Source organism: Paenibacillus sp. 1781tsa1, from assembly GCF_024159265.1.
Lineage (GTDB): Bacteria > Bacillota > Bacilli > Paenibacillales > Paenibacillaceae > Paenibacillus.
On the sequence record NZ_JAMYWY010000001.1, the window covers coordinates 2,933,863 to 2,946,756 of the forward strand.

The following is a 12,894-nucleotide window of genomic DNA, read 5'->3' on the forward strand; positions in this document are numbered from 1 at the left end:
TACACCAGAATCGTAGCGTGTGAAGAAGAAGGCTTACTTTGACCTGGAACTCAGGTTGGAGTAAGCCTTCTTAATTATAAGCCAGCCATGGGCGATAAGTAATTTACTCACCGAACGAGTAGTTTGATGTCGTTTTATAGTTGTTATCTGTATCGTATACGAATGTTATCTGTAATTTCTGCGAATTGTTAATTGTAATGTTTGCCGATTTGATAGGCTTGTTCCAGCAAATTTTCGATATGTTCTTTGGATTCTGAAATTGTTTCATATAGAAATTCGACTCGGGATTCCTGCATTCTTGCATAACCCGCGATCCCGTTATTCAGATAATTGGAGATCATGTTGTAGTAGTCGTATTTATGGAATGAAGCCTCCGTCCCCCCGGCTAGCGCAATCCACAGTGCCTTTTTGGAGTTTGCCTTGTTTAGCAGCCCCATATTCCATACCTTGTCCAGATAAGCTTTGAGCATGGAGGGAACGTTATACCACCAGATCGGGAAAACAAATACAATGGCATCAGCCGCAAGCACACGATCCAGCTCTTTGCGAATCACAGGAGCATGCTGTTTATCGGGATTTTGCCAGTCTCGCTCATCTTCTACGCCATATAATGGATCGAATCCGTCATGGTATAGATCGAGGATATCAATTTCATGGGAATTCTCCTGCATACCTTCTATAAAACGATTCATCACGGCAAATGTTAGGGAATCCTGTCTTGGGTGAGTAACGACCAGTTTAACTTTCATGTAGGAGTAACCATCCTTTTTTCTTTTTTTTTTGGTTAAACATTCTGACCAATGTTATTATAAGTTTCATGACATCTTATTGAGAAGTACGCACCTTCGAGTGCTGTAGATACCTTGAGGTTCTTCGGTTACTTTTAATAATGGATATACATATATGTGATTTAAGGGGGACAACGAGTGGAACAGGAACTGAAAAGATATGAGAGTGGTGTGCAGGCGATGCTGGAACTGGTCGGTGGAAAATGGAGGATTCTTATCCTGCATCAACTGATATCAGGTAAAAAACGAACAAGTGAACTTCGCAGGGCCATTCCTGGCATTACACAGAAGGTCTTAACCCAGCAGCTTCGTGAACTGGAAAAGAATGAAATCATCTATCGAATTATTCATCCTGAGATACCGCCCAAGGTAGAGTATGAGATGACCGAATATGGCCTGACACTACAGGATATCATTGACCGCATATGTCTGTGGGGAGAAAATCATCTGGACAGAGTATACGGAGATAAAAGCAGCGTACTGGGAGATCATTTTAGGGACTATATTCCACTTTCAACTTCAACCTGAGCTGGCCGTGCAATTAAAAATAAAACAAAACCGTCCTTGAATTGAAAAGGAGGGTTTTTGTTGTTTTTTGTCCTTTATCAGCGAAACTGATAAATGCTATAAAATCATTGAAATTGACCCTCAACACCCGGTGTGTTAGGTTTTAGAGAGAAAAAATTAAATTAATGTGATGATTTTAGTCGGAATTAAAATCGAAGCAATGCGCGAGGTGGCAAACAGTGGAACTTCAAGTGACAAACAGCCCTTTTAATCAAGAACAAGTTGAACTGCTTAATCGTCTTATTCCTACATTGACTGATGGACAACGGACTTGGTTGAGCGGATATATTGCAGCAATTCAGGCAAGCGCAACAATAGCGGCTCCAGCTAACTTGGTGCAGGCTGCACCAACTACAGGTGTTGCACCTGAAAGTGCTAAGCCAGTATCTCGGGAAGTTACCGTGCTCTTCGGTTCGCAAACCGGGAATTCCAGTGGCCTATCGAAGAAGCTGGCCAAGAAACTTGAAGAGCAAGGTCTTCAGGTAACGTTGTCATCGATGGGAGATTTCAAACCGAACGGACTCAAGAAAATTGAAAATCTCCTCATCATCGTCAGTACGCATGGCGAGGGCGAACCACCGGATAATGCGATTCCGCTGCATGAATTCCTGAACAGCAAACGGGCTCCGAAGCTTGAAGGACTTCGTTACTCGGTGTTGGCTCTGGGAGATACCTCCTATGAGTTCTTTTGTCAGACAGGTAAGGACTTCGATAAACGATTGCAGGAATTGGGTGGTACAGCCCTTGTACCGCGTGTGGACTGTGATGTTGATTTTGATGAAGCAGCTGCAGAGTGGATGAATGAAGTACTGGCATCCTTAAGCAGTACATCTGCTGGTGCGAGTACGGTAACCACTGAGGCTGTCACAGCTGCGGTGAGCGGCAGGGAATCCGAATATGATCGCACGAACCCATTCAAAGCTGAAGTGTTGGAGAATCTCAATCTGAATGGCAGAGGATCGGACCGTGAAACACGCCATATTGAGTTGTCTTTGGAAGGCTCCAGCTTGGATTACGAGCCTGGTGACAGCCTTGGGGTATTCCCTGAGAATCACCCGCGCCTTGTGGATGAATTGATTGCAGCCATGGGATGGAATGCCGATGAGCGCGTGACCGTGAATAAAAACGGGGATCAGGCGTCTGTGTACGAAGCGTTGCTGCGTTATTTTGAAATTACAGCGGTGACGAAACCGGTCGTGGAACAACTCGCGAAACTGAATCCTGAGAGTGGCCTGACGGCGTTACTCGCAGATGAATCCGAATTCCGCACAGTTATGAATAGCTGTGATCTGCTGGATCTGGTTCAGGATTATCATCTGAAAGGTATTCCTGCTGCAGAATTCGTAGCTGTTCTTCGCAAAATTCCGGCACGTCTGTATTCGATAGCGAGTAGTTCGAAGTCTTTCCCGGATGAAGTTCATCTTACCGTTCGTACGGTTCGTTATGAAGCGCGTGGCAGAGAACGTTACGGTGTATGCTCGGTACATCTGGCTGAACGAATCGAAGCTGGCGACACCTTGCCTGTATATATACAGCATAACCCGAATTTCAAGCTTCCTGAGAACCCGGATACGCCGATCATTATGGTTGGCCCAGGTACAGGTGTAGCGCCGTTCAGATCTTTCCTTGGTGAGCGTGAAGAAACAGGAGCAGAGGGCAAGACATGGCTGTTCTACGGAGATCAGCATTTCTCCACCGATTTCTTGTACCAGACGGAATGGCAGCGTTGGCTCAAAGATGGTGTGCTCACGAAGATGGATGTAGCTTTCTCACGTGATACGGAACAGAAGGTGTATGTACAACATCGTATGTTGGAACATAGCAAAGAATTGTACCAGTGGCTTCAGGAAGGTGCGAGCGTATATATCTGTGGTGATGAGAAAAAAATGGCACATGATGTGCATGCTGCGCTCACCACGATTCTTGAACAAGAAGGTGGATTATCACCTGAGCAGGCATCGGAATATCTGACACGGTTGCAGCAGGAGAAACGTTATCAGCGGGACGTCTATTAATTATTACCGGCTTAGCCGGATTGCACCATCCCGCAGAGACGAGAGGAGAAAGCAGCATGGCTTATAATAACTTACTTAACCCACAGCGCACGAATAGCGATGTGGAAGATATAAAGATCAAAAGTGATTACTTGCGCGGAAGTCTGACCGAAACGTTGGCTGATCGCATCACGGGTGCCATTCCAGAGGACGACAATCGTCTGATGAAACACCACGGCAGTTATATGCAGGATGATCGTGACCTACGTAATGAGCGTCACAAATCCAAGCTGGAGCCAGCATATCAATTCATGTTGCGTGTACGTGCTTCCGGTGGAATTGTAACCCCGGAGCAGTGGTTGATGATGGACAGAGTGGCACATAAATATGCGAATCAGACCATTCGTCTAACCACACGTCAGTCTTTCCAACTGCATGGTGTACTGAAGTGGGATCTTAAGAACACCATTCGCGAAGTAAACGATTCGTTGCTAAGCACACTGGCTGCATGTGGGGACGTAAACCGTAACGTGATGTGTAACCCGAATCCGAATCAATCCGATGTGCATGCTGAAGTGTACGAATGGGCATGTCAGGTGAGCAATCATCTGGACCCTCGCACGCGGGCTTATCATGAGCTGTGGCTGGATGGCGAGAAAGTGATTGATTCCCAGGACTCTGACGAAGAAGTTGAACCAATCTATGGCAAAGTGTATTTGCCGCGGAAGTTCAAGATCGGTATTGCTGTACCACCATCCAATGATGTGGATGTCTATTCACAGGATCTAGGTTTTATTGCTATTGTTGAGAACGGCAAGCTGCAAGGCTTCAACGTGTCCGTTGGCGGCGGCATGGGGATGTCTCATGGTGACGCCAAAACCTATCCTCAGGTGTCCAAAGTCATTGGTTTCTGTACTCCGGAGCAAATGATTGATGTTGCAGAGAAAACAGTTATGATTCAGCGTGATTATGGAGATCGTGCAGTTCGTAAACATGCTCGTTTCAAATATACGCTGGATGATCGTGGTGTGGAGTGGTTTGTCGAAGAGCTGACCAGCCGTTTGGGATGGAAACTGGATGCGGCACGTCCGTATCATTTTGAGACGAACGGAGATCGATACGGTTGGGTAAAAGGCAATAATGGCAGATGGCACTACACGCTGTTCATTCAGAATGGTCGTGTCAAAGATGTGGATGGATATCCTCTCATGACGGGTTTGCGTGAGATTGCCAAAGTGCATACGGGTGATTTCCGTCTGACAGCCAATCAAAATCTGATCATTGGTAACATCAGCAGCCAGAAGAAGAAAAAGATTGAAGCACTCATTCAGCAGTATAACCTGACGGATGGGGCACATTACTCTGCGCTGCGCAGAAGTTCGATGGCTTGTGTTGCGCTTCCAACCTGCGGCCTTGCGATGGCTGAGTCCGAACGTTACCTGCCGTCTCTGATCGACAAACTGGAGCCAGTACTGGACGAAGCCGGGCTGAGAGACGAAGAGATTGTCATTCGCATGACAGGCTGTCCGAACGGATGTGCAAGACCGATGCTGGCGGAGATTTCATTTATCGGTAAAGCACCAGGGAAATACAATATGTATCTTGGTGGCAGCTTCACCGGACATCGCCTGAATAAACTGTACAAAGAAAACATTGGCGAAACCGAGATTCTGGACACGTTGACTCCAATGGTGAACCAATATGCCAAAGAGCGTTATGAAGGTGAACATTTCGGAGACTTTGTCATTCGTGCAGGCTATGTTCCTGAAGTGTTGGATGGTCGACAATTTCACGCTTAATGGACCGGGTAAGATGATCTGAAGTTAGGACTGATTTAGGGACGGAAGCATTCCTTATGGGGTGCTTCTTGTTTGTTATATATGGAGTGAGTAGAGGTAATGTTAGTTGTTGCTGAGAGATTATGAGAGGATAAACTGAGGCTAATCTTCAAATGGAGATGGATAATCACCGCAGTTACTCCCAGTTTTTCGTAGGTATTAACTTGTTGAAGTACGCTCAACAAGATATAATGGCATAGTAGAAAGCAGATTACATGTTGAAAGTGAGCGGAAACGATATGGGTCGTAAGTGGAATAATATCAAGGAAAAGAAAGCTTCAAAAGATGCAAACACGAGCCGGGTCTACGCTAAATTCGGCGTTGAGATCTATGTAGCTGCCAAGAAGGGCGAACCGGACCCGGAAGCGAACCGTGCACTGAAAGTCGTGCTGGAACGTGCCAAAACGTATAATGTACCCAAAGCCATTATTGATCGTGCGATGGAAAAAGCAAAAGGCAGCGGGGATGAGAACTATGAAGAGTTGCGTTATGAAGGCTTCGGACCGAATGGTGCGATGGTCATCGTGGATGCACTTACCAACAACGTAAATCGTACAGCGCCGGAAGTACGCTCTGCGTTTAACAAAAACGCTGGAAACATGGGTGTCAGTGGTTCTGTTGCTTACATGTTTGATCCTACAGCGGTAATCGGTGTAGAGGGCAAGAATTCCGAGGAAGTACTTGAAATTCTGCTTGAAGCAGACGTAGATGTACGTGATATCGTGGATGAAGACGAAGCGGTGATTGTATATGCAGAACCGGATCAATTCCACGCTGTACAGGAAGCATTCAAAGCAGCCGGTATCACGGAGTTCACCGTAGCCGAGCTGACGATGCTTGCACAGAACCATATTGAACTTCCAGAGGATGCACAAGCTCAGTTCGAGAAACTGATTGATGCTCTTGAAGACCTTGAAGATGTTCAGCAGGTCTACCATAACGTAGAGTTCGTGTAAGCGAACGAGACGATACGTGGTTTGATTGCATCATTGTAGCCTTGTCAGGGTAGGACAAATATTAAGAATTCATCATTTTTATAGCTCAGCGAGGGTATACCTGTTAGCGCTTGGTGATTTTTATGATGATATACGTTTTCCTATCTAAAACGTTAAGGGCATTGTGTCAAAACTCACTTTTTGTATGGAAATATCCATATAAGGAGTGAGTTTTTTTATGTTATTTGAAGATGTTTACAAAGAGTTTCTTTTTGATTAGGAGATCAAGGACTATAGTATCCCCACTATAAAAGGATATAGAAATAACAATAGGGTATTTCTGAATTATTTATGTAATGAATTTTCAGTTGTTGAAATAGAAGAAATCAACACCTCTCACATCAAAGCATATCTTATGAACTTGGAATTGAAAGGACTATCTGAGACCTACATTAATGGAATACAAAAAAATATCCGTTCATTTTTAAAATTCATTGTGGAGGAAGGGTATATCGCTGAAAAGAGAAATCCAGTGCTAGGTTTGAAATGGATGAGAGAACCTAAAGTTCTTATAAAAACTTTCGACGATGATGAAGTGAAATGACTAATCAATGCATTCAGATAAATGAAAATATAAACAAACAAATGAAAAAAAAGAGGATGGACTGAAGAATGAATTGAATCAACAGTAAACGAACCTCACGAAATTAGTGAGGCTGAAAACAAGGCGAATGGTAAAGAAGCAGCAGCATATTTTAACGAAGATGGAAGTTATGTTACTGTTGAGGATGAATCAGGTTTAATTATTCAAGTAAGTAACAGAAACGATCCAGATTGGGAACCGCATAGTATAATAAAAATCCTTACTCACCAAGAAAGGAGAAAAAAATGAGTCTTTCAAAGAATAACATTATAGACAAAGCAACAATACGTGGTGGTCTGTATTTATATAGCTTTTCGGATGCGATTGATCTAATTACTTACTGTAATGATAATAACTTGAGCATCTTAGGAATCGATGCTTTTATAATCTCCAAGGATAAAACACAACCAGTAAGTGAGCATAGTGTTGACTATTCTGCTTCTCAGCAAAAAGGGAATTGGGACAGGGCTATTACATTTATCCAGAGTAAATCGAGTTTGAATCATATGTATGAAGTTATTTACTCATAGGAAAGAGATACATCTATTGAAGAACGAACATACTCCGTTCTGGACTTGATGGCATATAAAGCTATGGTCCAATTCGTTACTAAATATTCAGAGAAGAATCCTTCTGCTAACTTTGAACAGTTTTTAGAGTTTGTGAAAATTTCCGAATCAGGTACTCCAATTAACTTTAACTCTTGGAAAGAGTGGAAGAACAATCTCGTTAGATAATCTTTTAATTTACTTTATGTAAAAAAACACTATTAGCATTGAGCTATTAGTGTTTTTTACTAATATGAACGAAGTAGGAAGTAAGCTTTATACTCAACTACATACAGATCACTTCAATTAATTGTTTCATTATTTTTATCATTGGATGAGTTAAGCTTTTCATACTGTTCCTGAGTGTGTTTAGTGAGGGCTTCTTCTCTAATTTGATCGAATGTTTTATCTCTTTTTTGTTCCTTTATTTTCTTAGTATCAGGTTTTAACAGCCCGGCAATATCCATTAAAGTGCTTTTCTTGGGCCTCTTTTCATTATCATTCACAGGCGATCGAAACCACCTTTCTAATTTTCATAAGAGACGACATAAAAGAATACGAAGAGGTTATAAGTCTTATTTAACATGCTAAATATGGTGTTTTGTGATTTCTTGCCAAACTTTTAATCCAAGAGAATAAGCAATAAGTATCATGGTCTGATTCCACTGAATCTTATATTGCTTATTCTGATCTCCACTTGTAGCCATTGTAAGTATATTCGTGAATTTTTCCGCTGTTAAAGGTTTATTCATTTTCTCAAATCGATCTAGATGCATATAATGTTCTTCATTCTCTTCCCCATTGTAATCATCAATTTCTACAATACCTGTAGCTATCCCTCTTGCAATTATTCCAACACCATTACTATAGAGATAAACAATGTCATTTGCTTCAATTGTGTCGATATAATGCTTCCAATGACTATAGTAAGCAGCGCACTTCATGTTATTAAGCATATCATTTTCAGCATTAGGATTGTGTGATTTATTTGTATTTATTATGTAAACCTTCGGCATTTTTTTCACTCCTAATATATAGTATCTACATTATATATAGTTTTATCCATAAACAGTAGAATTCTTTTCCAGAAAAATTCTAAGAATTCAAGTATTAATTTAACATTAAACTAATGCTCAGCAAAAGAACTGTTTTTTCTATCAAGAAGATATTATATGGTACTGTAGTCTTATATACTACGTGAAATAAAATCAAACAAAAGTAGTAATTATATGGTATATTTTTACTAGGTTCATATCCCCTGTTAAAGATTGTATATAGTTATATGTTAGATTAAGAGAAAAATATACTACGCTAGACTTTTGGGTGAAAGCGCAACTTGAAATTATTATATTCTAATGTGATTAAAAATGTTTTAAATAAAGGAGTGTAGTTTTTGAGTCTAACATTAAATAGTTCTTTTGAAGACTTATCGCAGGCTCTAAGAGTTTTCAGCGAAAATTACTGGCATGACTATCCTAAATTAATTTTAATCGATAGATGAGAGGCTGTTGGTAATTTTGAGATTGGGTTTAATGCAGTGGTTAATGCAATTCATAATTTTTATGATGCCATGCAAAAAGAAGGCATTAATATAGATTGGTATTCTATACCTGAGTTATGTATTATGCTGGCTATAAGAAACGCTAGACATCATAATCAGTCTAATAGAATACGTAGCATTTACAATTATCATTTGCAAAATCTTGTTGAACCTACTATAAAAGCAGATTACCTTCTAGTAGACTTTCCAGGAAAATTAGTTGATGGGAAGAGAGGAGGTTTTTTTAAATTTCATATATCTTGGGACGATATAGAAAATTTCATTAGCCTTCCAAGAGACCAATCACGACTAAGGAGTGGAAGTCGTGAGATGATTAGGAATTATCTAAACGCGGATAATTTTGAAATGAAATCTGAAGATATACCTAAGGAAAGAATATTTATTAATGTGGTTCCTTTAATAATAAATGCTGGGATTTATCTGTCTCCATTTATCGATAATCTTATCTTTCCTAAGTCAACAGAATCAAAAGTATTTTATAGGATTTTCAAAGAAGGTAATGGTGCTCTTACTGTGGAGCATGAATTAATTCCTGCATATTTCTCATTTCCACCTTACGAATAAATGCGGTTACTTTATTACTTAATGTAAAAGGGGAGGCAATATGAGTAATTTTGATAATGTTTACGATTTTATATTAAAAGATTTTCAAAAAACACTTTTTCCACTTCGATCCATTCTGGTTCTCTCTAAGTTTAAATTGGAATTTATTTTGGATTATATTAATGATGAAATTTTCTCTCAATCTTGGCTAAAAAATAATCTAAATGAAACTGAGTATACAAAGATATCTGAGATTCTTGATAAGAAGCAGATAAAAAGAGTAAATGACATAGCGCAATCTTATTTTTTAATTCAACCTTGGGTGTATGCTTTGAAAGATAAAAAACACTATAGACAAACTTTTCAATTAGATCCAATTGCTTATATATTTATATATGACTTCGTTTACAGGAATAGGGATAGTTTTCAAAAGCAAGAGTATTCAGATCGGGAATGCTTCGGTTATACTTTTGATGGTGATACGTACCATTCTCAAAGTGAAGAGTATAAAGAATTTATAACGAAACTACATTCCTTGAAAACAAAGTTTGAGTACATGGGTAAAATTGATATTTCTAATTTCTTCAATAACATATATCATCATGATGTCGTAAGTTACATAGCTAGGGTGGTTAACCAACAGGAAGCAGAGAAGATTGGTAAGTTTTTAAGAGAAATCAATGAGGGGAGAAGCACGAGTTGTATGCCACAAGGTTTATTTCCTATGAAGGTCATTGGCAGTAATTTTCTTAGTTTTATTGAAGCCTCTAGGGAACTTAAAAGTGAAAACATCATACGTTTTATGGATGATATCTATTTCTTTTCAGACAGTGAAGAAACCATAAAGAGAGATATATTTAGTGTCCAAAAAATATTAGGTGAGAAAGGTCTGAGTCTAAACGAGGAGAAGACAAGTGTTATTGTAGGAGAAGACGAATCAGATAATGATATTGAAACTGTTAAGACATCATTGTTAGCCAAAAGAAGATTGGCTATCAATTCATATACTGGTGAGTTTGACGACAATGAAATCGATCAATTAACATCAGAAGAAGCTGAATTTTTACATGGTTTACTTCACAAAAAAAACATCGAAGATGAGGATATTGAACTTATCTTATCCCTACTAATGACAACGGAGGCAGAAACATTAGAACTTACAAGACTGGTTTTAAATAGTTCCCCTCAACTAACAAAGAATTTATATTATAATTTAAAAAGAAATTACATGAGGATCACCGATTCAATTATAAGCGAATTTGAAACTTTTATTGAGGAATCCTTTATACCAGAATATCAATTGTTTTGGATAACAAAAATTATTATTGATTTTACTGAGCTGAATGAGTCAATAGCTAATTTGTTGGTAACTATTTACAGGCATCCAGCCGTTACAAACATTGTTAAATGTTTGATATTAGAAATTCCTGAAAATAATTTTGGATTTCTTGAGATGAAGAAAAATGTTGCTCGTGGTCACGCTCCAGAATTAATAATTAGCGCAATGGTGGGCCTACTTAGTCATGAAAAATCAAATAGAAATCAAATATATAAGTATGTTGGTAAGTCCAATTCAATGCTACGGACAATCACTGTCGCTTTGTCAGCATTAGAAGTAAACGCACATGAAAAAATATTAGAGGATTTGGATGAAAGAAATATAAATAAACATAACTACATCAGAGATGAATTTTCTGAAAGCGAAGTCACTTCAGGTGAACATCTAACTACTCTGGGACCTGTTAGTGAGGATTTGAACATCATAATTAATGATATTCTCAATCCATTTGAGGTTGACATGGTTCCAATCAATATTAACGATGAAACTTCTACAATTAACGACCCATTTAAGGATGATTCAAAACCTATCGATCTAAATGACGATGATCTTCCATTTTAAATAGTTGTTACAGTTATTAAGTATTTTGAGTCAAATAAAAACAAACTATAAATCGTATATGCAGAACCGGATCAATTCCACGCTGTACAGGAAGCATTCAAAGCAGCCGGTATTACGGAGTTCACCGTAGCCGAGCTGACGATGCTTGCACAGAACCATATTGAACTTCCAGAGGATGCACAAGCTCAGTTCGAGAAACTGATCGATGCGCTTGAAGACCTTGAAGATGTTCAGCAGGTGTACCATAACGTAGAGTTCGTTTAGGCGTACTAGGCGATACGTAGTGTATGATTGCATAAAAAGAGTGTCTGACCAATCTGCGGGATTGGACGGACACTCTTTTTAGTTATTTTAAGAGTTGGATTGCAGTGAGCCAGGCGACTTGTCGGATGCATCCGACGGGTTTGATTTTTCCGAGTTCCCCCCACCGAACTTGAATAACACAATTCCGCCCACAATAACAAGTACACCGAGCAGTTGATTCCACGAAAAAGGAATTTGCTCCAGACCGAGCCATCCCATGGAGTCAAACAATAGAGCAAAGCTCAGTTGGGATGTTAGCACGATCGAGATGGCATATGTGGGACCAAGCAATTTCATACCTTGCACGAGACAGAAGACTACACCAACGCCGATGGCTCCACTGAGCCAGTACCAGGGTTGCATATGCTGGAAGCTGAATGTATTTTTTCCTTCCACTAGCAGAGAGATCAGGAATGAAGCAATGAATCCGGTGAAAAGCACCAGCGTTGTTGTGGACCATGAACCGGTGCGTTCATTGACTTTGCTATTAAAAATCGTTTGCAGACTGACAAGTGCACCTGCCAGTAGTGCAAGCGAAATCCCTGTAATTAACATGGTTGTCGAACTCCTTATTCATAAATATTGTGACCTGCTATTTCACGTAGACCTGCCCGATCTTTGATCATAATCAGTCCTTGATGTCGTTCGATTAATCCGTCTGCACAGAGTTTCTGGATGACCCGGTTCAGGTGTCGGTAACTGGTGCCGATCAGATTCGCGATGTCAGTCAGATTGAACGCGTCCAGCTCTTCATGAACGACGTTGCCCGCTTCTTCTGTTGAGATGGAGAGCAGGTAGCTGACTAGACGAACCTCAACGGGATACATCAGGTTGAAATTGGAAAAGTTTGAGTCAATGTAGAATTTGTGTGAGATGATTTTGAGCAAAAATTTAAGTAAAGGTGCATAATCGCTGGCAAGCTCAGCGAGCCATTGATAATGAATGCGAAGCATCACTACAGGTGACACGGCCTGAACCGTATTAACAATATCGCTTTCACGGACATACTCTATGTCACCGACAACTTCAAGCGGTGTTTTGAAACAAAGCACCAGCGTTTTGTCCTGTGCGGAGGTGGTGAAAATCTTGATTTTACCTTCGACTAGCACGTACAAATATTCGGAAGTTTCCCCTTCACGACAGATCAGTTCACACTTCTCAAAGTGGCATAACGTCATATGTGTACGCAGGGGATCGTGAAATACAGTTTCGAGTTCATATTGCTTCAGATATTGTATTAATTGTTGCTCGTTATGGATTTCTTGCACGCTGTT

14 protein-coding genes and 1 pseudogene are annotated in these 12,894 nt (G+C 40.1%); 10 read left to right on the forward strand and 5 right to left on the reverse strand.

Annotated features, from left to right (window positions below):
- Window positions 1-188: 188 nt before the first annotated feature.
- On the reverse strand, window positions 189-749 hold the full coding sequence (locus NKT06_RS13220) for an NAD(P)H oxidoreductase (protein WP_253434787.1): 561 nt from the start codon (window positions 747-749) through the stop codon (window positions 189-191).
- A 177-nt stretch (window positions 750-926) separates the two neighbouring features.
- Here NKT06_RS13220 and NKT06_RS13225 point away from each other — a divergent pair, with 177 nt between their 5' ends.
- The 7 genes from NKT06_RS13225 to NKT06_RS13245 all read left to right on the forward strand — a co-directional run bounded on the left by NKT06_RS13225 (window position 927) and on the right by NKT06_RS13245 (window position 7,295).
- A complete protein-coding gene (locus NKT06_RS13225) occupies window positions 927-1,316 on the forward strand; it encodes a winged helix-turn-helix transcriptional regulator (protein ID WP_253434790.1) in 390 nt (129 codons plus the stop codon).
- 218 nt (window positions 1,317-1,534) lie between these two features.
- Entirely contained in the window at window positions 1,535-3,370 is a 1,836-nt protein-coding gene (locus NKT06_RS13230) for an assimilatory sulfite reductase (NADPH) flavoprotein subunit (protein WP_253434793.1), read from the forward strand.
- A 56-nt stretch (window positions 3,371-3,426) separates the two neighbouring features.
- The gene (cysI, locus tag NKT06_RS13235) at window positions 3,427-5,148 is read left to right on the forward strand and encodes an assimilatory sulfite reductase (NADPH) hemoprotein subunit (protein ID WP_253434796.1); all 1,722 of its coding nucleotides are present in this window, start codon (window positions 3,427-3,429) and stop codon (window positions 5,146-5,148) included.
- 278 nt (window positions 5,149-5,426) lie between these two features.
- On the forward strand, window positions 5,427-6,143 hold the full coding sequence (locus NKT06_RS13240; RefSeq protein WP_215075539.1) for a YebC/PmpR family DNA-binding transcriptional regulator: 717 nt from the start codon (window positions 5,427-5,429) through the stop codon (window positions 6,141-6,143).
- A 277-nt stretch (window positions 6,144-6,420) separates the two neighbouring features.
- Entirely contained in the window at window positions 6,421-6,726 is a 306-nt protein-coding gene (locus NKT06_RS31890) for a site-specific integrase (protein ID WP_367399890.1), read from the forward strand.
- 72 nt (window positions 6,727-6,798) lie between these two features.
- Window positions 6,799-7,014, forward strand: coding sequence for a colicin E5-related ribonuclease (locus tag NKT06_RS31895; protein WP_367399891.1), 216 nt, complete (start codon window positions 6,799-6,801; stop codon window positions 7,012-7,014).
- Window positions 7,011-7,295 carry a hypothetical protein gene (locus NKT06_RS13245; RefSeq protein ID WP_253434799.1) on the forward strand — a complete coding sequence of 95 codons (285 nt, stop codon included), beginning with the start codon at window positions 7,011-7,013 and terminating at the stop codon, window positions 7,293-7,295. Before NKT06_RS31895 ends, NKT06_RS13245 begins: the two co-directional genes overlap by 4 nt.
- A gap of 320 nt (window positions 7,296-7,615) precedes the next feature.
- Here NKT06_RS13245 and NKT06_RS13250 read toward each other — a convergent pair whose 3' ends face one another.
- The gene (locus tag NKT06_RS13250) at window positions 7,616-7,819 is read right to left on the reverse strand and encodes a hypothetical protein (RefSeq protein WP_253434802.1); all 204 of its coding nucleotides are present in this window, start codon (window positions 7,817-7,819) and stop codon (window positions 7,616-7,618) included.
- An 81-nt stretch (window positions 7,820-7,900) separates the two neighbouring features.
- The gene (locus tag NKT06_RS13255) at window positions 7,901-8,329 is read right to left on the reverse strand and encodes a hypothetical protein (protein WP_253434805.1); all 429 of its coding nucleotides are present in this window, start codon (window positions 8,327-8,329) and stop codon (window positions 7,901-7,903) included.
- Window positions 8,330-8,850: 521 nt separating this feature from the next.
- Here NKT06_RS13255 and NKT06_RS13260 point away from each other — a divergent pair.
- From NKT06_RS13260 to NKT06_RS13270, 3 genes and pseudogenes are all read left to right on the forward strand, one after another.
- Complete coding sequence (locus NKT06_RS13260; RefSeq protein ID WP_253434808.1) at window positions 8,851-9,438, forward strand: hypothetical protein; 588 nt, start codon at window positions 8,851-8,853, stop codon at window positions 9,436-9,438.
- A 40-nt stretch (window positions 9,439-9,478) separates the two neighbouring features.
- Window positions 9,479-11,317 carry an RNA-directed DNA polymerase gene (locus NKT06_RS13265; protein ID WP_253434811.1) on the forward strand — a complete coding sequence of 613 codons (1,839 nt, stop codon included), beginning with the start codon at window positions 9,479-9,481 and terminating at the stop codon, window positions 11,315-11,317.
- Window positions 11,318-11,368: 51 nt separating this feature from the next.
- Window positions 11,369-11,581: pseudogene (locus tag NKT06_RS13270) on the forward strand (YebC/PmpR family DNA-binding transcriptional regulator); the annotation flags it as partial.
- A gap of 87 nt (window positions 11,582-11,668) precedes the next feature.
- Here the strand turns inward: NKT06_RS13270 and NKT06_RS13275 are convergent.
- Window positions 11,669-12,175: a DMT family transporter gene (locus NKT06_RS13275; protein WP_253434814.1), complete on the reverse strand. Its 507-nt coding sequence runs from the start codon at window positions 12,173-12,175 to the stop codon at window positions 11,669-11,671.
- Window positions 12,176-12,189: 14 nt separating this feature from the next.
- Window positions 12,190-12,888: a Crp/Fnr family transcriptional regulator gene (locus NKT06_RS13280; protein WP_253434818.1), complete on the reverse strand. Its 699-nt coding sequence runs from the start codon at window positions 12,886-12,888 to the stop codon at window positions 12,190-12,192.
- Window positions 12,889-12,894: the final 6 nt, after the last annotated feature.